The 24,319-nt window shown below is 71.5% G+C and carries 21 protein-coding genes and 1 pseudogene; 10 read left to right on the top strand and 12 right to left on the bottom strand.

What is annotated here, in order from left to right:
• Positions 1-14 precede the first annotated feature (14 nt).
• From J2S42_RS31850 to J2S42_RS31830, 5 genes are all read right to left on the bottom strand, one after another.
• Positions 15-1,589 (bottom strand): M28 family metallopeptidase, encoded by a 1,575-nt coding sequence (locus tag J2S42_RS31850; protein ID WP_307245107.1) that lies wholly within the window; start codon positions 1,587-1,589, stop codon positions 15-17.
• 241 nt (positions 1,590-1,830) lie between these two features.
• Complete coding sequence (pucL, locus tag J2S42_RS31845; RefSeq protein ID WP_307245105.1) at positions 1,831-2,664, bottom strand: factor-independent urate hydroxylase; 834 nt, start codon at positions 2,662-2,664, stop codon at positions 1,831-1,833.
• A gap of 1 nt (position 2,665) precedes the next feature.
• Positions 2,666-3,004: a hydroxyisourate hydrolase gene (gene uraH / locus J2S42_RS31840; protein ID WP_307245103.1), complete on the bottom strand. Its 339-nt coding sequence runs from the start codon at positions 3,002-3,004 to the stop codon at positions 2,666-2,668.
• Positions 3,001-3,495: a 2-oxo-4-hydroxy-4-carboxy-5-ureidoimidazoline decarboxylase gene (gene uraD, locus J2S42_RS31835; protein WP_307245101.1), complete on the bottom strand. Its 495-nt coding sequence runs from the start codon at positions 3,493-3,495 to the stop codon at positions 3,001-3,003. The genes uraH and uraD overlap by 4 nt, the downstream gene beginning before the upstream one ends.
• A gap of 28 nt (positions 3,496-3,523) precedes the next feature.
• A complete protein-coding gene (locus tag J2S42_RS31830; protein WP_307245098.1) occupies positions 3,524-4,126 on the bottom strand; it encodes a nucleotidyltransferase family protein in 603 nt (200 codons plus the stop codon).
• 92 nt (positions 4,127-4,218) lie between these two features.
• Between J2S42_RS31830 and J2S42_RS31825 the strand changes: the two genes are divergently transcribed.
• Together J2S42_RS31825 and J2S42_RS31820 are read left to right on the top strand one after the other, a co-directional pair.
• The gene (locus J2S42_RS31825; RefSeq protein ID WP_370879448.1) at positions 4,219-4,650 is read left to right on the top strand and encodes a MarR family winged helix-turn-helix transcriptional regulator; all 432 of its coding nucleotides are present in this window, start codon (positions 4,219-4,221) and stop codon (positions 4,648-4,650) included.
• Positions 4,651-4,655: 5 nt separating this feature from the next.
• Entirely contained in the window at positions 4,656-5,075 is a 420-nt protein-coding gene (locus tag J2S42_RS31820) for an organic hydroperoxide resistance protein (RefSeq protein ID WP_307245094.1), read from the top strand.
• Positions 5,076-5,471: 396 nt separating this feature from the next.
• On the opposite strand, the gene J2S42_RS31815 is transcribed toward J2S42_RS31820, so the two are convergent.
• The 4 genes and pseudogenes from J2S42_RS31815 to J2S42_RS31800 form a co-directional block, all read right to left on the bottom strand.
• Positions 5,472-7,799, bottom strand: a complete 2,328-nt coding sequence (locus tag J2S42_RS31815; protein ID WP_307245092.1) for a putative bifunctional diguanylate cyclase/phosphodiesterase — start codon at positions 7,797-7,799, stop codon at positions 5,472-5,474.
• Between the two features lie 164 nt (positions 7,800-7,963).
• Positions 7,964-8,677 (bottom strand): annotated as a pseudogene (locus J2S42_RS31810) (PP2C family protein-serine/threonine phosphatase); the annotation flags it as partial.
• Positions 8,678-8,777: 100 nt separating this feature from the next.
• On the bottom strand, positions 8,778-9,833 hold the full coding sequence (locus J2S42_RS31805; protein WP_307245090.1) for a hypothetical protein: 1,056 nt from the start codon (positions 9,831-9,833) through the stop codon (positions 8,778-8,780).
• Complete coding sequence (locus J2S42_RS31800; protein WP_307245089.1) at positions 9,830-10,843, bottom strand: transporter substrate-binding domain-containing protein; 1,014 nt, start codon at positions 10,841-10,843, stop codon at positions 9,830-9,832. Before J2S42_RS31800 ends, J2S42_RS31805 begins: the two co-directional genes overlap by 4 nt.
• Before the next feature lie 283 nt (positions 10,844-11,126).
• Here J2S42_RS31800 and J2S42_RS31795 point away from each other — a divergent pair, with 283 nt between their 5' ends.
• From J2S42_RS31795 to J2S42_RS31780, 4 genes are all read left to right on the top strand, one after another.
• Positions 11,127-13,400 carry a transglycosylase domain-containing protein gene (locus tag J2S42_RS31795; RefSeq protein ID WP_307245087.1) on the top strand — a complete coding sequence of 758 codons (2,274 nt, stop codon included), beginning with the start codon at positions 11,127-11,129 and terminating at the stop codon, positions 13,398-13,400.
• A 126-nt stretch (positions 13,401-13,526) separates the two neighbouring features.
• The gene (locus J2S42_RS31790) at positions 13,527-14,306 is read left to right on the top strand and encodes a hypothetical protein (protein WP_307245085.1); all 780 of its coding nucleotides are present in this window, start codon (positions 13,527-13,529) and stop codon (positions 14,304-14,306) included.
• A 49-nt stretch (positions 14,307-14,355) separates the two neighbouring features.
• Positions 14,356-14,922, top strand: a complete 567-nt coding sequence (locus J2S42_RS31785; RefSeq protein WP_307245083.1) for a type II toxin-antitoxin system PemK/MazF family toxin — start codon at positions 14,356-14,358, stop codon at positions 14,920-14,922.
• Positions 14,923-15,008: 86 nt separating this feature from the next.
• Positions 15,009-15,275: a YggT family protein gene (locus J2S42_RS31780; protein WP_307245081.1), complete on the top strand. Its 267-nt coding sequence runs from the start codon at positions 15,009-15,011 to the stop codon at positions 15,273-15,275.
• A gap of 755 nt (positions 15,276-16,030) precedes the next feature.
• On the opposite strand, the gene J2S42_RS31775 is transcribed toward J2S42_RS31780, so the two are convergent.
• Positions 16,031-17,452, bottom strand: coding sequence for an Nramp family divalent metal transporter (locus J2S42_RS31775; protein ID WP_307245079.1), 1,422 nt, complete (start codon positions 17,450-17,452; stop codon positions 16,031-16,033).
• A gap of 191 nt (positions 17,453-17,643) precedes the next feature.
• Between J2S42_RS31775 and J2S42_RS31770 the strand changes: the two genes are divergently transcribed.
• Positions 17,644-18,084, top strand: coding sequence for a DUF3307 domain-containing protein (locus tag J2S42_RS31770; RefSeq protein ID WP_307245077.1), 441 nt, complete (start codon positions 17,644-17,646; stop codon positions 18,082-18,084).
• Between the two features lie 310 nt (positions 18,085-18,394).
• Here J2S42_RS31770 and J2S42_RS31765 read toward each other — a convergent pair whose 3' ends face one another.
• A complete protein-coding gene (locus J2S42_RS31765) occupies positions 18,395-18,712 on the bottom strand; it encodes a hypothetical protein (protein WP_307245075.1) in 318 nt (105 codons plus the stop codon).
• A gap of 258 nt (positions 18,713-18,970) precedes the next feature.
• A complete protein-coding gene (locus J2S42_RS31760) occupies positions 18,971-20,002 on the bottom strand; it encodes a glutathione S-transferase family protein (protein WP_307245074.1) in 1,032 nt (343 codons plus the stop codon).
• A gap of 189 nt (positions 20,003-20,191) precedes the next feature.
• Between J2S42_RS31760 and J2S42_RS31755 the strand changes: the two genes are divergently transcribed.
• From J2S42_RS31755 to J2S42_RS31745, 3 genes are all read left to right on the top strand, one after another.
• Positions 20,192-21,880, top strand: coding sequence for a discoidin domain-containing protein (locus tag J2S42_RS31755; protein ID WP_307245072.1), 1,689 nt, complete (start codon positions 20,192-20,194; stop codon positions 21,878-21,880).
• A gap of 15 nt (positions 21,881-21,895) precedes the next feature.
• Entirely contained in the window at positions 21,896-23,158 is a 1,263-nt protein-coding gene (locus J2S42_RS31750; protein WP_307245070.1) for a DUF1996 domain-containing protein, read from the top strand.
• A 96-nt stretch (positions 23,159-23,254) separates the two neighbouring features.
• Positions 23,255-24,289: a LacI family DNA-binding transcriptional regulator gene (locus tag J2S42_RS31745; RefSeq protein WP_307245068.1), complete on the top strand. Its 1,035-nt coding sequence runs from the start codon at positions 23,255-23,257 to the stop codon at positions 24,287-24,289.
• The last annotated feature ends 30 nt before the right edge of the window (positions 24,290-24,319 follow it).

The following is a 24,319-nucleotide window of genomic DNA, read 5'->3' as shown; positions in this document are numbered from 1 at the left end:
ACCGGGAAATCGCCTCAACTTTGCGTGATCAGCACATCGTCGATGGCGGCCTCGACCAGGCTGGCGGTGGACGCGTCCGCGGCGTCGACCAGGATGCGCACCGACTGCCCGGCGAACGCGGAGACGTCCGCGCTGGTCACGGCCCAGGACGCGGCCCGGTTCGCGGCGGTGCCGGTCACGGTCAGCACCGTGCTGGTCGTGCTGCCCACGACGCGGACCCGCAGGTAGTCGGCGCTGGACGCGTTGTTCAGGTGCGCCAGGTAGTACGCGAACGACAGCGTGAGCGTGCCGGAGGAGGGCAGCGCGATCGCCGGTGACCGGACGCTGGTGATGCCGCCGTCCACGTCGCCCGCGCCCGCGCTGCTGCCCGCGGCCGCGCCGGTGACCAGGTCGTACGCGCCGGTCCGCGCGGTCAGCTGGGTGGCGACGCCGGAGCTGGTCGCGCCGGGCGTGCCGCGCTCCCACGCGCCGGACGTGGCGGTGTCGGCCGTGGACGGGTTCGGGGTCCACCCGGTCGCGGTCTCGAAGCCGTCCGACCAGACCGGCGTGCCCGGGGCCGGCGCGGCGGCGAGCGTCCAGACCGCGTACGCGATCGCGTCCGAGTTCCGGTCCAGCGCGGTGTCGTTGATGTTGCCGGTGGTGTCGCAGGCCGCGTGGTAGCACGGGTCGAAGCGGGCACCGGCCGTGCCGCCCCAGAGCGTGGCCTGCGCGCTGGTCTTCGTCCCCTCCGCGCCGGTGAACGTGCCGCCGGCGGGAATGCCGCGCGCGATGAACGGCCCGTAGTCGCTGCGCCCGTCGAAGTCCGTGCCGCGGGTCGGCACGCCGATGCCGGCGAAGTAGTCCTCGATCACCGACTCGATCTCCGCGCTGCCGGCCGGGCCGGGGCCGGCGCCGGTACCGTCCGAGTTGTCGCCGTCGTAGACGAAGTAGCCCGCGTTCGGCGAGCCCACCATGTCGAAGTTGAGGTGGCCGGTGATCTGCGCGCGGGCCGCCGCGGACAGGTTGTTCACGTAGTACGTCGAGCCGCGCAATCCCTGCTCCTCAGCGCCCCACCAGGCAAAACGCAGATGCCGATCGGGTACGAGGCCGGTCCGCGCAACCGCCAGCGCGGTCTCCAGGATCGCGGCCGAGCCGCTGCCGTTGTCGTTGATGCCCGCGCCCGCGGTCACGCTGTCCAGGTGCGCGCCGACCATCAGCACGTCGTTCGCGTCGCCGCCGGGCCAGTCCGCGATCAGGTTGTACCCGGTGGCACCGCCGTAGGTGAACGACTGCACGGTCGTGCTGAACCCGGCCGCGTCCAGGTGGCCCCGTACGTAGTTGACCGAGGCCAGGTAGCCCGGCCGGCCGTGCGCGCGATTCCCGCCGTTCGCGGTCGCGATCGACTGCAGCTGGGCCAGGTGGGCCTTCACGGCGGCGACGCTGATGTCCGGCGCGGCCAGGACGCGGTCCGCGGCGCCGTGCGCGGCCGGCCGGGCCGCGCCGGTGGCCGGCGGTGCGGCGTGGGCCGAGGCCGTGATCGGCAGGACCAGCAGCGTAGCGGCGAGGCTCGCGAGCGTGGTGCGCCGCCGGCTTCGTCGAAGGTGCAGCAAGAGGATCTCCCCGGGGGTGTCGGGAACGCGGGCCGCCCGCCGTGATCCGGCGGGCGCTCCCGCGAGGCTCCCCACACCCCGCCCGGCACGCAATAGTCTCGCGTCGATTCCTCAGATGCTGCTCATTCCCGCTCTGAACAGGGAAAACGCATCACATGAGCGTCATATCACCGCTGTACGGCACCGGACGCGACGCACGTCGCACCGCCCGGCCCCGACGCAGACTCAGGGAGACCCCGGATCAGTCCTCCCGGACGACGGTGCCCTCGATCAGGCCGTACGGGCGGTCGTCCGCGTGGAACACCTCGGGCGTGGCGTCCAGCCCGAACGGCGTGCAGTCGACCACGAAGTGGTGCTTGTTCGGCAGCCGCAGCCGCACCTCGGTGAGATCCGGGCAGGCCTCCAGCACGGCCTCGCCCATCGCGAACAGCGTCTGTTGCAGCGAGTAGCTGTAGGTCCCGGTGAACGCGTCGATCATGGCGTCCCGGGCAGCGGAGAAGACCGCGTTGAACTCGGCCTCGGGAGCGGCGAACCGCCACCGCGCGTCCACCGCCGTAGCCAGGATCCGGTCCGACGTCTCGGCCAGCGTGGTGTAGCCGTCCCGGATGAAGCCGGAGAACTCCGAGTCCGTCGAGTTGAGCAGCGTCAGTCCGGCCAGCCCGCCGAAGACGGTTTCCGTGGCACCCGAGACCTCCACCGACGCGGTACGGACCAGCGAACCGTCCCGGGAGAACGAGTGCGGCCCGAGCCGGTTCCACGGGTACTCCTCGATCTCCACCCGCGCGCCCGTGATCGTCTCCTGGGACGCCGTGAAGTGCCGCGCCAGCAGCAGCCCGAACGCCTCCGGCGACGCGATGCCGTGCTGCTTCGCGAACGCGTACACCGTGTTCTTCTGCGTGTCGGTCGGCAGCACGTGCGCGTTGTCGCCGGTCAGGTGCGTGTCCTCGAGGTCGCCGGAGAGCGCCACGCTCACGTTCAGGTCGGTGAGCGCGTGCGTGCCGTCCGCGCCCCGGGACACCCGCACCACCCGGGTCTCCGCCTTGCCGTATCGGTTCGGCCCGAGCACGATCCCCACGTCAGCTCCCTCGATAGGTGGTGTATCCGTACGGGCTGAGCAGCAGTGGTACGTGGTAGTGCCGCTTCGGGTCGTGGACGTGGAACGCGACCGTGATCTCCGGGAAGAACGCGTTCCCGCCCAGGTACGGCTCCACGTAGAAGACCAGCCGGTAGCCGCCCGCCTGCCACGCGTTGATCGGCGCCCACTCGCGCAGCCGCCCGTCGTCGTCGGTGTGCCCCTCCGCGATCATCGACCAGCCGTCCGCGTCGCGCCGCTCCAGCCGCACGTAGACGCCGCGGGCCGGCTCACCGGAGACGGTGTCCAGGATGTGCGTGGAGATGCTCGCGTACTCGATCATCCGAACAGCCTCTCCAGCCGCAGCCGCACGATCTTCGTGAGTTCGCCGTGCACCACGCGCCGCTCGGCCGCCTCGTCGTTGCCGAGCCGTTCCCGCGCCGCGGCCAGCATCTCCACGTCGGACCGCCCGCTCGCGAAGATCAGGAACACGTGCCCGAACCGTTCCTCGTACGCCGCGTTCGCCTCGGCCAGCGCGGCGCGCACGTCGTCGGTCGCGGCGTCCATGCCGGACTGCTCCCGCCGCGACCAGGCGCTCTCCCGGCCGGCACCGGTCACGCGCTGCCCGATCCGCGGGTGCGCGGCCAGCGCCTCCAGCACGTCGTCCCAGCTCAGCACGGCCAGCGCGGCGTCGCCGACCTTCAAGAGATCCTCGAGCCGCGGGTACGGGCGGCGCGCGGCCACCTCGGTCGCCCACCGGGTCGAGGCGCAGCAGGTGCGCAGCTCCGCGCGCGCCCGGTCCTCCGGCAGTGCGTTGAGTTCGGCGAGCGTCACCGGGACAGTCAATCAGCCCGGGCATCGATCATGAAGCACTTTGATCCTCATTTTGCGTGCCGGAAACCGCCGGGACGTCCAGGTCCTCGTCGGACGCCACGTCGCCGACCGGCACCACGCGCACGGCGTCCCGGTGCGCGCGCAGGTAGGGCCGGGCGCCGACGTCGCCGTCCGCGAGCGCGGCCACACCGGCCCAGTGGTCACGGCCGAGCAGCACCGGGTGGCCGCGCCGATCGCCGTAGCCGCCCATCGCCAGCGCGTCCCGGCCGCCCGCGGCGACCAGCCGGGCCACGCCGGCCGCGGTCATGCCGGGCAGGTCGACCAGCAGCACCAGCGCCGCGTCCACCTCGGGCCGGGTGGCCAGCGCGGACAGGCCGGCGCGCAGCGACGAGCCCATGCCGGACGGCCAGTCGTCGTTGACGACCACGTCCGCGCCGGTCAGCGCGGCCCGGGCGCGCACCTCGGCCGCGGCCGCACCGAGCACGACCAGCACGGAGTCGCAGCCGCCGGCGGTGAGCGTGCGAGCGGCGCGATCGACCAGCAGCTCGCCGTCCAGCGGGACGAGCGCCTTCGGCATGCCGTAGCGGCGGCCGGCGCCGGCGGCGAGCAGGAGTCCTGCGACGTGGCTCACCCGCCTCAGCGTACCCGCGAAGGGGTTTTAGGTTGTGCACAATTTAATTGGGCACTAGCCTCTGTCCGGTGACGGATGATCCGGCGATCGGCATGGGCCTGCGCTACCAGCTCTGCTTCGCGCTCTATTCGGCGTCGCGCGCGGTGACCGACCTCTACCGGCCACTGCTCGACCGCGTCGGCCTGACCTACCCGCAATACCTGGTGCTGCTGGTGCTCTGGGAGCGGCCGGACGACGCCGTCACGGTCAAGGAGCTGGGCGAGGCGCTGCGGCTCGACTCCGGCACGCTCTCGCCGATGCTCAAGCGCGTCGAGACGGCCGGGCTGATCCACCGGGCGCGGCGCGCGTCCGACGAGCGCGTGGTCGAGATCCGGCTCACCGACGCGGGCCGCGAGCTGCGCACCGAGTGCGCGGCCGTCCCGATGACGATCGCCGGCGGCCTCGGCATCTCGCTCGACGAATACGTCCAGCTGCACCGAACCCTGGAAAAAATCACCAACACCATCAACGGTACGAAGGAGTGAGGCACATGTCGGCCATCTACACCGCCGAGGTGACGTCGTCCGGCGACGGGCGCAACGGCGCGGTCGCGTCCAGCGACGGCCTGATCGACTTCCCGGTCGCCGCCCCGAAGGAACTCGGCGGCGCCGGCGGCGCGACCAACCCGGAGCAGCTGTTCGCGGCCGGTTTCGCGGCCTGCTTCCACTCCGCGATGCGGACGGTCGCCCGCAAGGACAAGCTCGACCTGGGCGCATCCACGGTCAACGCGAAGGTCGGCCTGGTCCGCGCGACCGACCGCCCGGCCCTGAACCTGACGGTCACGCTCGAGGTCTCGCTGCCCACGCTCGACGCCACCGCCGCCAAGGCCCTCACCGACGCCGCCGAGCAGGTCTGCCCCTACTCCAACGCAGTCCGCGGCAACATCCCGGTCGAGATCATCCACGTCTGACACGCGGCTTTCCCCGCGTTCTTCATCGTGATATCTCGGGCACGACGTGCCCGGTGACGGGCTCTTCCGCGGCCCCGGTGGCATCGTCGCCGGACGCTTCAACGCGCAGCGAACATTTTTCGATGCAGCGCGGATCTTCCCGCGCAGCGGGCCTTTGCGCACAGCGGACTTTTCCGCGCAGCGGGCCGCTCCGCGCAGATCCCTTCGCCGGAAGGCCGGCGGCCGCGGAAGTGACGGTGGCGTGGCACGTGGGGTCGGAGCGAGGCGTGGTCCAGGTGTCGTCCGGGTGTGCGGCGCGGAAGCCCTCATACCGGTGTTGTATGTGGGCTTTTGCGACGTGCGGCCAGGCGGCGCCCGGGCCTCGCCGCAGCCCGGCCATCCACTTCGATACAGGACCTAGGCCGGGAGGGGGGCCGGGGCGCCGTAGAGGTAGCCCTGGCCGAGGGGGCAGCCGAGGGCGGCCAGCGTGGCGGCCTGGGGGGTGTCCTCGATGCCCTCGGCTATCACCGAGGCGCCCATGTCGCGGCAGATCGACAGGACGGAGCTGACCAGGGCGCGGGAGCGGTCGTCCGCGGTCGTCAGGGTGGCGTCGAGTTTGACGATGGCGATCGGGAGGGCGTGCAGCTGGGCGAGGGAGTTGAAGCCGGTGCCGAAGTCGTCGAGGGCGAGGCGGACGCCCATCGCGGCCAGGCGGGCGGCGGCGGCTACGGCGGCGTCCAGGTCGGCGATCCGGCGGGTTTCGGTGATCTCCAGGATGAGCAGTTCCGGGGGGAGCCGGTGGCGGCGGAGCGCGTCCGCGACCGCGATCTCCAGCTCGGGGCGGCCGAGGCGGCCGGCGGAGACGTTCACGTGCAGGGCGACGTCGCGGCCGTGCAGCGCGGCCAGAGCGCGGGCGTCGCGGGCGGCGGTGTCGAGGACGAAGTCGTCCAGCGCGGCGACCAGGCCGGCGCGTTCGGCGACCGCGACGAAGACGTCCGGGCCGATCACGCCGAGGTCGGGGTGGGTCCAGCGGGCGAGTGCCTCGACGGCCAGGACGGCGTCGCCGTGCAGGTCCACGATCGGCTGGTAGTGGACCGTGAAACCGGAGGCGGCGGGACCGGCGGCCAGCGCCTCGGCGAGCAGGCCGGGCAGGTCGGCGTCGCCGCCGCCGTCGCGCGTGCCGGCGTACCGGACCATGATGTTCTTGCCGCGTCGCTTGCCGGCGTACATGGCCGCGTCGGCACGTCGCAGCAGCGCGTCGCCGGTGAGGCCGATGTCGTACGGTTCGGGCGCGACCACGCCGACGCTGGCCGCGACCGACACCGGCTTGCCGTCGATCAGCACCGGTTCCCGGACGGCGGCCAGGATCCGCTCCCCGACCAGGCCGGGCGCGCCCGGGTCGGCCTCCAGCAGCACCGCGAACTCGTCGCCGCCGAGCCGGGCCACCATGTCGTCGCAGCGCACGCAGCGCTGCAGCCGGGCCGCGATCTCCTGCAGCATCCGGTCGCCGGCCGCGTGCCCGAAGCTGTCGTTGACGAACTTGAAGTCGTCCAGGTCGACGAAGAGCAGCGCGACCGGGCGGCCCTCCTCTCGGTGCGCGTCCACGGCCGCGCTCAGCCGCCGGCCGAACAGCTCGCGGTTGGCCAGGCCGGTCAGCGGGTCGTGCGTGGCCTGGTGGGCGAGCCGGCGCCGGGCCTCCGCGACGGACAGCAGCAGCGCGCGGTTGTCCACGATGGTCACCAGCTGGCGAACGATCACCAGGAACAGCCCGAGCCAGCCGAGCGCCACCTCCGGCCAGGTCAGCGGGTGGCCGATCAGCGTGCGGATCGCGATGGTCACGCCGGTCGCGACCACCGGCAGGATCGGCAGCAGCAGCAGGACCGGGTCGAGGTCGTCCTGTTCGGCCGCCGGTTCCTCGGGTGCGCGGGCCAGCGCGGCCAGTGCGATCAGCGCCGGGCCGAGCACCCAGCCCGCGCTGTGCAGCGGCGTCATCCGGTGCGCGTCCGTGGCCACCAGGTAGGCGTAGAAGCCGTCCGAGACGGTCAGCGCGAGCAGGCCGCCGCCGAGCAGCAGCAGTTGTGCCCGCAGCGCGCGGGGTGGCCGGCGAAGCACCAGGAGCAGGCCGAGCAGCGCGCCGAGCAGCGCGTCCACCACCAGGTGGGCGACGCCGGCGACCATCGCGCCGGGCGGGCCCTCACCCTGCAGCACCGCGCGGATCGGCGCCCAGGACAGCATGACCACGGACCCGAGCACGACCACCACGTCCAGCATCGCGACCACGCGGGTGTGCCGGGAGTGGCCGAGCACGCGGCGCGGTGAGACCGCGGTGACGGTCAGCAGCGCCCAGAGCGCGAAGACCGGCAGCGCCATGTAGCCGAGCTCGGCCGGGGCCGGGCCGGGCAGGTAGGCGCCGCCGAAGAGCTGGTGCACGGTCCAGACGACCTGGCCGAGCGACCAGCCGATCATGCCGGCGCCGATCAGCCGGCGCCAGGCGCGGCCGGGTCCGGTCAGGCCGCGCGCGGTGATCAGGCAGCAGAACGCGGCGGCGGTACCGGCCGCGAGCTGCGCCAGATTGTCCAGCGCGACGCCGGCCCGGCCGGGCAGCACGCCGAGACTGTTCACCGCGACGACGAGCGCGACGGCGAGGAGCGTGCCGGCGGCGACGGCGCCGAACCGGGCCCGGGGGCGGGTGGGTGCGGCGTCGCCGAGGGGCAGCATCGCCGTCGCGAGGCGCGTAGAGGTCATCACCACTCACCGGGGGCAGCGCGGGGTTTTCCGCGACCGGTCAGAACCTACCGCAGGTCGCGCGCCCGCGCGATTCGGCCGGGGTTGTCTCAGCTCACCGCTTCCGCGGGGGTCGCCGGCTCGGACGCGCAGGTGGCTCCCTGCGGGTCCGGGTCGGCCGTGTCGTCGACCAGTTCGGCCAGTACCACGGTGATGTTGTCCGGCCCGCCGGCGCGCAGCGCGAGATCGATGAGCCGCTTCGCGCACTCCTGCATGTCCGGGTAGTCGGACATGGTCTGCGCCATGGTCTCCGCGGACACCACGCCGGACAGGCCGTCGGAGCAGAGCAGCCAGCGGTCGCCGGCCTGCGGCGGGATCTTCGCGTACGCCGGTGCGACCGCCTCGCCCTGCAGCGCCTGGGTGACGACGGACCGGCGCGGGTGCACGGTCGCCTCGTCCTCGGTGATCACGCCCTCGTCCACCAGCATCTGCACGTACGTGTCGTCGCGGGTGAGCTGCACCAGCTTGCCGTCGCGCAGCAGGTACGCCCGGGAGTCACCGACGTGCACCAGCGCGAACTGGGTGCCGGAGAAGAGCAGCGCGGTGAGCGTGGTGCCCATGCCCTGGAGCGTCGGGTTCGCCGAGACGTGCTCGTGGATGCGCGCGTTCGCCGCCTCCACCATCGCGTGCAGCGCCTCGACCTGCTGCTCGTCGGCGATGAGCGCGTCGAAGGGTTGCACTGCCTCGATGGTCAGCTGGCTGGCCACCTCGCCGGCGGCCATGCCACCCATGCCGTCGGCGACGGCCGCCAGGTAGCGCCCGGCGTAGGCACAGTCCTGGTTACCGCTCCGGATGAGGCCGCGGTCGGTCATGGCCGCGGATCGCAGCTGCAAGGTCATGGCGGAAGCCTGCCAAATCGTCGTCGGCCTGTCTCCAGGCGGTGGTATCCCATCATGGTCCGCCAACCGGTCACGTCGTGCGCCGGGTTCGGCGGGAGAATCACTCGGCCCGCACGGGTCTCCCCTGACACCGCGGGTCGGGCTCGGTCAGTCGCTGTTTCGGTGCCATCCACTCCAGCGCGGTGTCCTCGGCGTACCACCCCTGCACGTAGACCACGCTGGATGGCACCTGCTCCGCCTCGGGACACAGCGTACGGGACAGCACTTCCGACGACGGGATGAAGCGCACCCGGCCGTCCGCGTCCATCAGCGTGACCATGCTGTCGTCGACCGTGATCAGCCGGCCACGCCACACGTCGATCTCCCCGGCCGGCTCCTCCGGGTCCGGGACGAACACCGCGCCGGCCTTCGCCTCGATCGCGGTGTCCGGCAGGATCGGCGCGCGCATGAAGAGCACGCCGACCGCGAACGGCGCCACGATCGACACCGCGACCGCGACCCAGTGCGTGCCGAGCCGCGCGACGCCGGCCGGGATCGGGCCGGTCAGCACCGGCGCGACCGCGGGCGGCACGGCGAGCAGCAGCGCGTTGACCGTCTCGCCGGCCCGGAGCGCCGCCATGATCGCCGGGCCGAGCCACAGGTACGCCAGGACGCCCACCGCGACCGGCACGGCCACGCCCATGATGATCAGCACGGCGCGGTCGTCGCCGCGGCGCAGCCAGGTGGTCAGCCCGACGATCATCAGGGTCAGCATCAGCAGCGTGGGCAGGAAACGCATCTGCCAGGTGATCGCGGCGAGCAGCACCGCGATCACCACGGTCCAGTCCGGCATGCGCAGCGTGACGACGGCGAGCAGCGAGCGGCAGGCGTCGTCCTGGCTGGGCGCGCTGATCAGCAGCAGCGTGCCGAACAGCCGGATCAGCAGCACCACCGCGGGCAGCACCCAGACCAGCGTGATGGTCAGCGAGGTGAGCAGGCCGAGCGGGCTGACGTACTGCACCAGCAGCAGCATGGTGGCCAGGTCCTGCCGGCTGAGGTACCACAGCCGCAGCACGAGGAGCACCAGCGGGAACGCGGGCAGCAGCGTCAGCAGCCACTGCTGTTGCGCGCGCGTGCCGGCCGGCAGCCGCACCGAGCCGGCCGCCGGTACGGTCACCCGAGGCCCCCGGAGAACCACTCGCGGACCTCCGGCTTGTCCACGTGCGGCTGGTCCGGCCGGGCCAGCGGCACGCCGCGGTTCGCCGGCTCGTTCACCCGGATGTTGCGGTCGAACGCGTCCTCCCAGCGGGCGTCGTCCGGGTCCTCGAGGGAGTGCCAGAGGCTGAGGTTGACCAGCTTGAGCAGCGCCTCGTTCTCGCCGACGTTGATCCCGTACGCCTCGGTGGCGGTCAGGCCGATGTCCCAGTGCAGCAGGTCCGGGTTGCGCGCCTTGATGCCGCCGAGGATCGCCGCGTCCGTGCTGATCGCCTCGACCCGGCCGGCGCGCAGCGCCTCGACGCAGCTGCTGATGGTCAGCTCGGACTGCACGATGTTGCCGGCCGCCGCGGCGGCGGTCGCGCTGGTGGCCGTGGCCAGGCTGCACACCCGCTTGCCGCGCAGGTCCTCCAGCGTGGCGACCGGCGGGTGATCACCGCGGGTGAGCACGGACTGCTCGGTGAACAGGTACGGCGCGGAGAACGCGACGCCGGGTGTCTTCCGCCGTTCCTCGGTGATGCTGAAGCTGGCGATCACCAGGTCGACGATGACCACGGTCGCCCCGTCGGGCGTCGCCGCCTGCATGCGCTCGCGATCTTCACTCTGTATCTGGTAGAACTCGATCTCATTGCGGCGGAATCCGAGATCTTCCGCCACCATGTATGCGATCTCGATGTCGAATCCGCTGAACGTGCCGTCCGACTCGTGCTCGGCGATCCCGGGCTGGTCGAACTTCACGCCGATCCGGAGGGACTGTTTGCCGTTGAGGCCGGCCTGCTCGCGTAATTCGTCCACGGACGGGGTACGACCGAAGAAGACCAGACTCACCGCGATGACCACCGCGAGTACGCACAGTCCCACCAGCGTCACGAAACGAAAACGCATCCAGAACGGATGCGAGGTCACTGTCGGCTTGCCGTCAGCGGGCACCGGAACCTCGGCGATCTCCCCGGAGTCTTCCTCGTCCGGCACGCAACCCCACCCCCGCAGAGCACCGATCCCCGTGCTGAATCACGGGAGCGTTCATGTTCTCCTAAGACACCGCACGAGGACAGACCACAATTCGGACGAGTGTCCCCGCACCGGATCACCAAGGACAGGAATGATCACGGCACGCATACAGGAATGTACGTGCCGTGAAGCGATCAGTCACCGGTAGCAGCCTGTGACTTCCGCCCGTGGAGTGGCCTTCTACGCTTCACGGCGCGACTCTTGAAGACGGCCCACTTCGACGTACGAGGGGATCCTTCCCGCAATGCAGGTACCGGCAAGAACGCCCGCCCCCGGCGAGGAGACCGTGGCGATAACCACCACGGGCCCCGGCAAGGTGCGCACGACGCTCTCCATAGCCCGCAAGGTCCTCACCCTCGGCATGCTCGGCCTGGTGGGTGGCGCCGTGGTCGCGGGTGCGGCGCTGCCGGCCAGCGCCACGGCCGGTCTCGCGGCGAAGCTGGCCAGCGACTCGTTCGAGGACCTGCCGAGCGCGTTGCAGACGCCCCCGACCGCGCAGACGTCGTACCTGTACGCGAACGACGGCAAGACGCAGATCACCCAGTTCTACGAGGAGAACCGGACCGACGTCGAGAGCGAGGACATCGCCAAGACGATGAAGGACGCGATCGTCGCGGCCGAGGACACGCGGTTCTACGTGCACGGCGGCGTCGACGTCAAGGGCCTGGTGCGCGCGTTCGTGTCCAACGCGCAGGGCGGTGAGGTCTCCCAGGGCGCGTCCACGCTGACCATGCAGTACGTCCGGAACGTGCTGAAGAACGACCCGACGATCACCCAGGAGGAGCGCCTCGCCGCGACCGAGCAGACCACCGGCCGCAAGCTCCAGGAGATCCGGTACGCGGTCACGATCGAGGACTCGCTGGACAAGGAGGAGATCCTCCGCCGTTACCTGAACATCGCATACTTCGGCAACCAGGCGTACGGCATCTCCGCGGCCGCGAACGCGTACTTCTCCACCACGGCGGACAAGCTGACGCTCGGCCAGGCCGCCATGATCGCCGGTCTGGTGCAGTCGCCGGACCTGTACGACCCGGTCAACAACGACGAGACCGAGGCGATCAACCGGCGCAACTACGTGCTCGGCGCGATGGTCGGCACCGGCGCGATCACCCAGGCGGACGCGGACAAGACGATGGCCGAACCGCTCGGTCTCAAGCCGAGCCGGGCGCCGGGCAACTGCACCGCGGTCTCCGAGGCGCACAACAGCTGGGGCTTCTTCTGCGACTACTTCACGCAGTGGTGGTCCGAGCAGGAGGAGTTCGGCTCCACGCCGTCCGCTCGCCTGGCCGCGCTGAAGACCGGCGGCTTCCGGATCGTCACCTCGATGGACCCGGCCGTGCAGAACAAGCTGGCCGACGAGTCGAAGAACATCTACGGCTTCGACAACCCGAAGGCGGCGCCGTTCGCCGCGATCGAGCCGGGCACCGGCAAGGTCAAGGCGCTGGCGATCAACCGGCACTACAGCATCGAGGACAACCCGGGCGGCAGGAAGTACCCGAACACGGTGAACCAGCTGATCGCGGGCAGCGAGGACTCGGCCGGCTACCAGTTCGGCTCGACGTTCAAGATGTTCGTCATGCTGGCCGCGCTGGAGAACGGCATCGCGCTGGACCGGGGCTTCACCACGAAGACGCCGTACAAGTCGATCTACCCGATCAGCGGCACGCCGAACTGCGGCGGCTTCTGGTGCCCGGTCAACGCGGCGCCGAGCTACCAGGACGGCTACCAGAACATGTGGACCGGCTTCGGCAAGTCCTCCAACACGTACTTCGTGAAGCTGGAGGAGACGGTCGGCGCGGACAAGGCCGTGGAGATGGCGAAGCGGCTCGGCATCAAGTTCCGCGGCAACGACGCGCAGTACGCGGAGCCCGAGGCGGCGAAGAGCTGGGGCACGTTCACGCTCGGCGTCACCAGCACCACGCCGCTGGACATGGCGAACGCGTACGCGACCATCGCGGCCGACGGCAAGTTCTGCAAGCCCACGCCGGTCGTCTCGATCACGGACACCACCGGCACGTCCAGCGAGGCGGCCGCGAAGGTCTCCCAGCCGGACTGCACCCAGGCGATCGACAAGGACGTGGCCCGGGCCGCCGCGGACGCGGGCCGCTGCCCGGTCGGCCAGCGCCCGCAGCAGGGCACCTGCAGCAACGGCACGTCGATCCAGGTGGCCGACATCGTCGGCAACATCCCGGTGACCGGCAAGACCGGTAGCTCCTCCGGCAACGAGACCGAGTCGTTCATCGGTGTGACCACGAAGCTGGCCATCGCCGGCATCGCGGTGAACCCGGACAACCCGCGCGACGCGGTCGGCGAGCCGGTGCAGAAGGAGATCATCGCCGCGGTCGCCCGCACGCTGCGCGACACGCTCAAGGGCCAGAAGGTCGCCAACTTCCCGGCACCGAGCGAGAAGATCGCGTTCCGCTCCGGGTCGGCCGCGCGCCCCGAGCAGGCACCGGCGCCGCAGTCGTCGGCCCGGCCGGGCAGCGGGCGCGGGAACAACAACAACCGCCCGCGCTGACAACTTCGAAGATCACGACCCGTCCGGGGGTACGCCGTGCTACGGCGTACCCCCGGACGGGTTTTATGGGCCTGCTCCCCTGGTGTTTGCCCGGGTAGGCGGCTTATGGGCGTTTATCCTGGGCCTGTGCCGACTCCAAGATCGCTGACGTTCGCCACCGCCGCCGTGCTCGCCGCGCCCGCACTCGCGCTGCCGCTGCTCGCCGCCTCCCCCGCGGCCGCCGCACCGGCCGCCGGGACCGCCGAGGCCCCCGAGCTGGCACCGGTCTGGGCACCGCTCACCTCCTCCGCGGCCGGCCTGGTCAAACAGCAGGTCACGCTGGCGCTCCCGGCCGGCTGGTCGATGCAGCTGGCGAACCGGCACCCGGACTACACCGACTGCGTGGTCGTGCCGAACGGCTTCTACGCGCGCGAGTCCGCGACCACGATCAGCTACACGCCCACGCTCGGCTTCCTCGGCACCGCGGACCCGGTCACGATCGAGCTCACCGACCCGGCCGGGGAGAGGCACACCACCACGTACACGCCGACCGTGACCCGCCCGGCGCCACCGGCCGTCGACGACCTGCACAGCTCCGGGCGCGCGGGTGAGGAGCAGCGCGTACAGGTGCCGCTGCCGGCCGGGGGCGGGATCGGCTACGTGGCCCCGGACGGCACCGAGCTGCCGCCGGGCGCGGTGGTCCCGCAGGGCGAGTTCTCGATGGCCGCGATCTCCGGCGTGGCGGCCGAGGAGGGCCGGCCGTTCGACCCGACGCTGATCTCCGCGGCCGGCTTCGTGATCTTCACGCCCGCGCGCGGCGCCGCGACCGGGCCGGTGCCGCCGATCCGGTACCGGGTCACCGACGCGTACGGGCAGACCTCGATCGCCACCTACACGCCGTCCGTCACCGGTTACTCCGCGAAGTAGGCCGGACCGCGCCGCGCGGATCTTGCCAGCGGGCCGTAGTGTGCCCGGCATGGCGGGAATCCTGAGGGGCATCGCGGACAAGCTCACCGGCCGGTCGTCCACGCCCGTACCGGCGCAGCGCACCGGCGGCCTGCGGGAGGGCGCGGCGCACCTGGGCCGGCGCCTCACCGGCCGGCCGACCGCGCGGCCCGGCACCGGCAGTGCGGGCCGCCCCGCCCGGCCCACGCCCGCCACCGCGCGCATCCGCCGCGGCCGCCAGCTCGCGTACGCGCCGGAGCTGGACGGCCAGGCCGACCCGGGCGAGATCGTCTGGACCTGGGTCGCCTACGAGGAGGACGCGTCGCAGGGCAAGGACCGCCCGGTGCTGGTCGTCGGGCGGGACGGCCGGGTGCTGCTCGGGCTGATGCTCTCCAGCCAGAGCGAGCGTCAGGGCCAGCGGCACTGGCTCGCGCTCGGCCCCGGCGAGTGGGACCGCGACCGGCGGCCCAGCTTCGTGCGCCTGGACCGGGTGATCCAGGTCCGCGAGGACGGCATCCGGCGTGAGGGCGCGGTCCTGGACCGGCAGCGCTTCGACCGGATCGCCGGCGTGCTCCGGCACACGTACAACTGGGGCTGAGCGGCTCACAGCACTTCTTCAGTCCCGCGCACAGCCGACGTTCAGGAAATTACCGCACTCTTGGGTGACGTACCCAGGAGGTCACCATGCTCGCCCTGATCAGCGCCGTCCTGCTGCTGTTCCAGTTCCTGCTCATCGCACGGGCCCTGCTCGACTGGAGCGCCGTGCTGGCCGGACCGTCGATGCCTGGTTCCTTCCGCGACCGCGCCACCCGCGTCGCGCACGCGGTCACCGAACCGGTCCTGGCCCCGGTTCGCAAGCTCCTCCCGCCGGTCCGCTTCGGCGCCGTCGGCATCGACCTGTCCTTCATCGTGGTCTTCGCCGTCGTCGTCCTGCTCCAGGCGATCATCTGACAGTCGTTCCCCGGGGTTGGGTAAGCCCGGGGCGGAGCCCCAGCTCCGCCCCGGGCCCTTTTCATGCCCGGCCCGGCCGTCGAGCGCGAAGCACGGGCGTTTCACGCCCTTGACGCGCCCGTCGCGCACGAAGCGCGGGCGCTTGACGTGCTTGGCCGGCCCGTTGCGCGCGAAGCGCGCCCGCTGCACGCCCCTCACCCGCCCGTGAGCGAAGCGCGAGCACGTCACGCCCGTGGACCGCTTGTCGAGCGCGAAGCGCGGCGGGCCCCGCCGCGACACGCGTGTTCCGGCCTTTGGCGCTGCCCGGCCGGCAGGGAAGGCAGGATTCACAGCAAACGCCGCACCGCGGAATGCGACCGCACCCGGCCCGCTTCCTCGCCGCTGAACCGGTCGGCGAGGGTAAGCGGGATTCACGGCGGAGGCCGCGCCGCGGAAGGCGGCGACACCCGGCCGGGCGCGCTTTCGCCGCATGGGCGGTGAGGAGAGCGGGCCCGGCGGATGGCACACCGCGGACCGCGACGGTCGCGCTTTCTGGGCTTCGCCGCTGTCCGGGGTGGTTCAGGGAACGGGGGCCACGGCGGATGTCGCGTGTGGAGAAGCAGGAGTGTTCGGCGCGCGGCACCCTTGCCGCTGTTCGAGGGCGGCAAGGGGACCGCGGGCCACGCCGGGACCGGAAGGGAGGAGCGCCAGCGACGACCGGGGCCCGCGGGAGCATGCGGGACCGGGGCCGCCGGGAGCGGGTGGGTGAATTGGTTTCAGGAGAGCCACGCGATGAGGCGGCTGCCCTGCTGCCAGAGCGTCAACGCGGAGAAGATGCCGAAGAGCAGGACCGACCAGATCAGTGCCGCGATGCGCACCGCACGGGGGCGGATCTCCGGCGGCAGGACACGGCGGTTGAGCAGGAGCAGCAGGATCGAGTAGATGAACATCATCAGGCCGCCGACGCACGCGGCGATCACCAGGAGCGGCAGCGGCTGGTCGAGGCCGGCGAGCAGGATGATGACGCCGATCGCTACCAGGCCCCAGACCAGCGCGAAGTAGATCCGGTTCTCCGACCGGCCGCGCAGGTAGGAGGTCTTCAGCACGTCGGCGGCGAGCCGGCTGGTGTAGTCGACGATGCCCAGGGCCGCGGCGAACAGTGACAGCGCGCCGATCGCCCAGAACAGCGTGCCGAACCAGCCGCCGACCGTGGACTTGAGCGCCTCGCCCTCGATCCGGAGGAACTCGACGCTGTTGGCGAGGCCGGGCGTGCCGTAGACGGTCGAGTACGCCAGCAGCGACATCAGCGTGATCGTGACGAACGAGATGAGGCCGAACGTGAGCGCCTGCTCCTGGTTGGCCAGCTTCCACCAGCGGCGCCAGCGGGTCATGTTCTCGCCGGTGGGCTCGAAGATGAACCCGGTGGACGGCGCGGCCTCCTCGGCGCCGGTGACCGGGCTGACCAGGCGCGGGACGTAGGAGCCCATGCCGTAGCGCTTGTCCCGGATCCAGTTCGACTGGCACAGGTTCTGGCCGCCACCGGCACCGGCGAAGACCAGCGCGGACAGCATCAGCGCGAAGCCCAGCTCGGTCGGGAACTCCGGGGCGGTGACGGTGGACGGCAGCTCGGCCCAGGCGTCCGCGGTGATCGCGAACCCGATCGCGACCACGATGAACAGTCCGACCAGGATGACCTTGACGCCTTCGATCCGCTCCAGCACCGTGTAGATGACCGGGGCGAGTGTGAGCGTGACGCCGATCAGCACCAGCATGCCGATCGCGATCCAGCTGGCCCGGCCGCCGAACAGGTACGTGATCATCGTGGCGGAGCTGGTCGCCCAGCCGGGCCAGAGGTTCGCGAAGTACACCATGATCGCGAAGACCAGGCCCCAGTGCCGCCAGAAGCGGGAGAATCCGGTGAGGGCGGTCTCGCCGGTAGCCAGCGTGTACCGCTCGATCTCCATGTTGAGGAACCACTGCGTCACGATGCCGACAGCGGCGGCCCACAGGAACACGAGCCCGACCTGCGAGGCTATATATGGGAAGAGCACGAACTCGCCCGAGGCGAGGCCGACGCCCGCGGCCACCACACCGGGCCCGATCACCCGCCGGGCCGACGAGGGTGGTGGCGGCAGCTCCCTGACGACGACCGGGGGCAGGTGGCGAGCCGGGAAACGATCGGCTGCGGTCTGGGTCACGGCGGTCCCTTTCGCGCTGCGGGAATGGGTCGCCCTCTATACCCTCGACGAAATCCGGCCGAAACGCAGCGGTGTCTTGATCTCGGGCATTACGCGATGTTCGCCACATTTGTCACGAGTGTCGGATGGTGCGCAGCGCTACCGAGCCGGAGCGCGGACGATGTGCTGACCCGGCGGAAAGGCCCCCTTTCATGATCGAGTACCCGCTAGCCGCGCAGCAGCTGACGTTCGTGGTCACGTTGCTGGCGCTGATCGTGGGTCACCAGCTCGGCGATCACGTGATGCAGACCGATCACCAGGCGTCCAACAAGGCGGGCCGGGGGCGGGCCGCGGTCACGGCCATGCTCGGCCACCTGGCCGCGTACCACGTCACGGTCGGCACGGTGCTGTTCGTGACCGCGTGGGCGCTGCACCTCCAGCTCACCTGGCTCGGGGTCACCGCGGGGCTGCTGTTCAGCCTGGTCACGCACGCGGTTCTCGATCGACGGGCGGTGGTCCGGCTGGTCCTGCAGCACACCGGCTCCCGCGAGTTCGCCGACCAGACCACGCCGGTGTGCGGGATGTACGTCGCCGACCAGTCGCTGCACTGGGCCTGCCTGCTGGTCTCGGCGTTGCTGATGGCCCGGCTGTGAGCGCCGGGGACCGTTTCCCGCGTCCGGCGTGACGTTCGTGGGGGGCGTCGCGGAGCCAGGACCGGAGCCGGCGTCCGGGTTTCCGCAAGTTCCGACCCCTGCCGCCCATTCCCGCTGAGGCGCCGGCCGCGCATCGCCGGATGCGCGGCGCGCGTGGGCCGCGCATCCGGCGGTGCCGGCCCGGCCCGCGTAGCGGCCGTGTGCGCTACCCGCCCGAATTTTCCGGATAAAGTCCTCAGCGCCGCCCCTGGTGATCGCATCCGCCGTGGGTTCGCAGCCTGTGTGATCAATCAGTGGAGCGAAACGGAGGTCATCTAGCGAAGTTGATATCCCTATCGCTCCACTGATTGATCACACAGGGCTGAGCGGCGTCGTTCGTGGGCGGTGGCGCCCCCGACCCGGGTGAGATATCGCGAAATTTCGGGCGCGGAGCGCCCGATGGCCGCAGCACGACCGCGACCAGCACGACCACGGGCAGCACGACCACGGGCAGCACGACCACGGGCAACACGACCGCGGGCAGCACGAGTGCGGCAAGCACAACCGCGGGCAGCACAACCACGGGCAGCACGACCACGGCCAGCAAGGTCAGGCGCGCAAGGGTGAGCGGCGGAACGGCAAGGGTCACCCGCGGAACGGCGAGGGTGAGCCGGAACGGCGAGGGTGAGCCGCGGAACGGCAAGGGTCAGCCGCAGAACGGCAAGGGCTAGGCGGAGAACGGCAAGGGTCAGCCAGAACGGCGAGGGTGAGCCGCGGAACGCGCAGCAGAGTCGCTCCTGTGGGCACCGGTCGTCGCCGGGTCGCTCCTCCCCCGCTGGATCCGGCGTGGAGGGTGGTTCCCTTGCCGGCCGGGCAGCGGCAAGGGAACCACGGGTGTCCGGGACCGTCAGGCGGACAGTGGGTTGTGTCCGGCGGGGACGGTCTCCGCGGCCGAGGGCGGCCCGGGAGGGGTGCCGTCGCCGAAGGGGCGGCCGCCGAGTGACTCGCGGCCGTGCGGGGTGAGCCAGTTGGAGAGGTCGGGACCGGCCGGGACGATGCCGGTGGGGTTGATGTCGCGGTGGACCTCGTAGTAGTGGCGCTTGATGTGGACGAAGTCGGTGGTGTCGCCGAAGCCGGGGGTCTGGAAGAGGTCGCGGGCATAGGCCCACAGCACCGGCATCTCGGAGAGTTTGCTGCGGTTGCACTTGAAGTGACCGTGGTAGACCGCGTCGAAGCGGGCCAGCGTGGTGAACAGGCGCACGTCGGCCTCGGTGATGGTGTCGCCGACCAGGTAGCGCTGTGACTCCAGCCGGGACGACAGCCAGTCCAGCGTGTCGAAGAGACGGGTGTAGGCGGACTCGTAGGCCTCCTGGGTGCCGGCGAAACCGCAGCGGTAGACGCCGTTGTTCACCTCCTTGAACACCCGGCGATTGACCTCGTCGATCTCGGTGCGCAGGTCCTCGGGGTAGAGCATCGGTGCGCCGGGGCGGTGGAACTGCGCCCACTCCAGCGACATGTCCAGCGTGATCTGGGGGAAGTCGTTCGTCACGACCTGGCCGGTGGGGACGTCGACGATGGCCGGCACCGTGATGCCGCGGGGGTAGTCCGGGACGCGCTTGAAGAACGCCTCCTGGAGGCGCTCGATCTTGAGGACCGGGTCGACGCCGCCGGGGTCGAGGTCGAACGTCCAGCTGCGGGCGTCGTGGGTCGGGCCGGCGATGCCCATCGAGATGACGTCCTCGAGACCGAGGAGGCGGCGGACGATGATCGACCGGTTGGCCCACGGGCACGCGCGGCTGACGATCAGGCGGTAACGACCGGGTTCGACCGGCCAGCCCTCGGCGCCGTCGCGGGTGATCCGGGTGGTGATGTACCGCTGGTCGCGGTCGAACTCGCCGGTGGGGTTGACGTAGACGCCCTGCTGCGACTCGGTAGCCATGCCCGCAATCATGCCCGCCCGGCGGGCCGGCGGCAGCGGGATCCGGATCAGGCACCCAGGAGAGCGCTCCCCGATATCGACTCATAGCTATTGACATGCCCGGTGCGCACCGTCACAGTACTGGACAAGAGAGCGCTCTCCGACACATCCCAGAAACACCGCCGACATCCGCACCCCGGAGGAGTTCTCATGCCCCCACCCCGATGGCGCGCGGCCGGGATCGCCGCTGCCGTCGCCGCCCTGCTCGGCGGCTACCTCGTCGTCGCCGGCCCGGCCGCCCGGGCCGGCGTGCCCGCCCGAGCGGAGACGCTGCTGTCCCAGGGCCGGCCGGTCACCGCCTCGTCCACCGAGTCCGGCGCGTTCCCGGCGAGTGCGGCCGTGGACGGGGACGCCGGCACCCGCTGGTCGTCCGCGGCCGCGGACCCGCAATGGCTGCGCGTCGACCTGGGCGCGTCCGTCACGATCAGCCGGGTCGCGCTGCGCTGGGAGGCGGCGTACGCGTCCGCGTTCCAGCTCCAGACCAGCGCGGACGGCAACGCCTGGACCACGATCCACGGCGCGAGTCAGCAGGCCGGCGGGGATCAGAGCATCGCGGTCACCGGCACCGGACGTTACCTGCGGCTGCTCGCCACGGCCCGGGCCACGCAGTGGGGCGTCTCGCTGTGGGAGTTCCAGGCGTTCGGCGACGGCGGCACGGCGGGCACGTCCACGCTGCTGTCGTACCGGAAGCCGGGCACCGCGTCGACCAGCCAGAGCGACGGCAGCTGCTGGGAGTGCACGCCGGACAAGGCCTTCGACAACGACCCGGCGAGCCGGTGGGCGACCAGCGCGGCGAACGGCTGGGTCGACCCGGGCTGGATCGCGGTCGACCTGGGTGCCACCGCGCAGATCCAGCGGGTGGTGCTGCAGTGGGACCCGGCGTACGCCACCGCGTACCAGATCCAGACCAGCGCCGACGGCACCGCGTGGACCAGCGTCTACTCGACCACGGCCGGGCGCGGCTTCAAGGAGACGCTGACCGTCAGCGGCACCGGGCGGTACGTGCGGGTCTACGGCACCGCGCGGTCGAACGGTTACGGCTACTCGCTCCACGAGTTCCAGGTGTACGGCACCGGCGGCGACCCGGTACCGCTCCCGCCGCAGCCGGCCGACCCGGTCTTCCCGGCGACCCGGCTGGTCTGGTCGGACGAGTTCACCGGCGCCGCGGGCGGCAAGCCGGACCCGGCGAAGTGGACGATCGACCCGGGCACCGGGCAGAACAACGAGGTCCAGTTCTACACGAACAACGAGAACGCGTCGCTGGACGGCACCGGCGTGCTGGTCCTGGAGGCGCGGCGGCAGACCGCGGGCGGCCGTGACTACACCTCGCACCGGATGAACACCAGCAACACGTTCCATGTGCAGTACGGCCGGATCGAGGCGCGGGTCAAGGTGCCGAAGGGCAACGGGCTGTGGCCGGCGTTCTGGATGATGGGCGCGGACTTCCTCACCGGGCGGCCGTGGCCGTACAACGGCGAGATCGACATCATGGAGGTCCTCGGCCGCAACACCTCCGAGGCGTACTCCACGCTGCACGCACCGGCCTACAACGGTGCCGCCGGGTACGGGCAGAAATACGCCACCGTGGACCTGTCGCAGGACTTCCACGTCTGGGCCGCGGAGTGGGACAGCAAGGGCATCCGCTTCTTCCTGGACGGACGGCTGGTCTTCACGGCCGACAAGGCGACGGTCGAGTCCACGCGTGGCCCGTGGGTCTTCGACCACCAGTTCTACCTGATCCTCAACCTCGCGGTCGGCGGTGACTTCCCCGGCCCGGTGGACGCCACCACGCCGTTCCCGTCCCGGATGTACGTCGACTACGTCCGCGTCTACCAGTAAGGGAGGGCACCGCACATGAAACGTCTGCTCACGCTCGGGGTCGCGCTGCTGGGCCTGCTGAGCACCTACCTGATCGTCACCTCCGCCACCGCGAGCGCGGCCGAGGCGCTGCTCTCCCGGGGGCGTACCGCGGCGGCCTCGTCCGTCGAGTCCGGGGCGTTCCCGGCGAGCGCGGCCGTGGACGGCAACGGCGGCACCCGCTGGTCGTCCGCCGCGGCCGACCCGCAGTGGCTGCGCGTCGACCTGGGCGCGTCCGCCACGATCACCCGGGTCGCGCTGAGCTGGGAGGCGGCGTACGCGCGCGGCTTCCAGCTCCAGGTGTCGAACGACGGCAACGCCTGGACCACGGTGCACACGGCCGCGAACGCGACCGGCGGCAGCCAGAACATCACGATCAACGGCACCGGGCGGTACGTGCGGGTGTACACCACCGCGCGGGGCACCGCGTACGGCGTCTCGCTCTGGGAGTTCGAGGTCTTCGGCGCGGGCGGGGCACCGGCCACGTCGCTGCCGCCGAACGTGGTGCGGGTCGCGGAGTTCCTGGCCGACTGCCCGTACTCGCACCGGCTGCCGGACGACCCGATCATCTTCCCCGGGCTGCCCGGCGCGTCGCACATGCACAGCTTCTTCGGCGCCACGGTCACGAACGCGATGACGAACCTGGCCGACCTGCTCAACTCGCAGACCACCTGCAACCCGCGGGAGGACAAGAGCTCGTACTGGGTGCCGACGCTGTACCAGGACGACGTGCCGGTCGAGCCGACCATCGTCACGTTCTACTACCTGGGCGAGGGCGTCCGGGACGACATCATCGCGAACACCCAGCCGATCCCGCTGGGCCTGCGGATCGTGGCCGGGAACGCGCGCGCGACCGGGCCGGGCGACAACACGATCTCGCGCTGGTCCTGCCTGCACGCCGGGCACGTGGGCGCGTCGCACGACTTCGTGAACTGCCCGTCCGGCACGATGCTGGAGTCCTACCTGGACTTCCCGCAGTGCTGGAACGGCCGGGACCTGGACTCGCCGGACCACAAGTCGCACATGGCGTACCCGGTGAACCAGGCCTGCCCGGCGACGCACCCGGTCGCGGTGCCGAAGCTGCGGCAGGTGCTGCGCTACCCGGTGAACGGTGACCCGGCGCGGCTGCGGCTCGCGTCCGGCGGCGGGTTCACGATGCACGGCGACTTCTTCAACGCCTGGCCGGAGGCGGAGATGGCCCGGCGGGTCAACGACTGCATCCGCCCGATCATCAAGTGCGGTGCCGACGGGCGTCCCTGACGGTCGTTCCGCGCTCCGCTCCGTACCGTCGGAAGATCTTTTGAAAGACCTTCGACGGTACGGAGCGGAGCGCTCGCCCGGTGTATAAAGACGTTCATGTCGCGCCGGTCCTCGCCCGAGTCCCGTCCGCCCACACTGGAGGAGGTAGCCGAGGTCGCCGGTGTCTCCCGGGCCACGGTGTCGCGGGTGATCAACGCGGTGCCCACGGTCGACCCGCGGATCCGGGCCGCGGTCGAGCGCGCGATCAACGAGATCGGGTACGTGCCGAACCTGGCCGCGCGCTCGCTGGTCACCCGCAGCACGAACTCGATCGCGCTGGTCATCTCCGAGCCGGACCGGGAGTACGAGGCGCCGTTCCTGAACCGGGTCTTCACGGACCCGTTCTTCGGCCGGGTGACCGCGGGCGCGCAGGAGGTGCTCCGCCCGCGTGGCATCCACCTGGTGATCATCCCGGCTGACCCGCCCGCGCATCACCTGGTCGTGCGCTACCTGCGGCAGGGCCACGTGGACGGCGTCCTGCTGATCTCCAGTCACAGCGAGGACCCCATCCCGCGGCAGCTCTCCGACCTGTCCATCCCGACCGTGATGTCCGCCCGGCCGGGCTACCCGGTGCCGCTCAGCCACACCGACGTCGATCAGCGGGCCGGGGCGCGGCTCGCGGTCGCGCACCTGCGGTCGCTCGGCCGGACCCGGATCGGCACGGTCAGCGGCCCGCTCGACACGCAGGCCGGCCACGACCGGCACGACGGCTTCCTGGCCGCGGCCGGACCGGGCGCGCCGTTCGTGGAGGGCGACTTCACCCGCGCCCAGGCCGAACGCGTCACGCACGACCTGCTGGCCGGGCACCCGGACCTGGACGGCCTGTTCGTGGCCAGCGACGTGATGGCCGAGGGTGTGCTGGCCACGCTGCACGAGCACGGGCGCCGGGTGCCGGACGACATCGCGGTGGTCGGCTTCGACGACAGCAGCGCGGCCCTGGCCTGCCGCCCGCGCCTGACCACGGTCCGGCAGCCGGTCGAGGAGATGTCCGCGGAGATGGCTCGCCTGCTGCTCGCCACGATCGACGACCCCGGCCGTCTTCCCCGCTCGGTCATCTTCCAGCCCAGCCTGATCATCCGCGACTCCGCCTGATCGGGCCGGTCATCCACCCCGATCCCGGGC

It is taken from the genome of Catenuloplanes indicus (assembly GCF_030813715.1).
GTDB classification, from domain to species: Bacteria; Actinomycetota; Actinomycetes; order Mycobacteriales; family Micromonosporaceae; genus Catenuloplanes; species Catenuloplanes indicus.
This window is presented reverse-complemented; position numbering and strand designations above follow the sequence as displayed.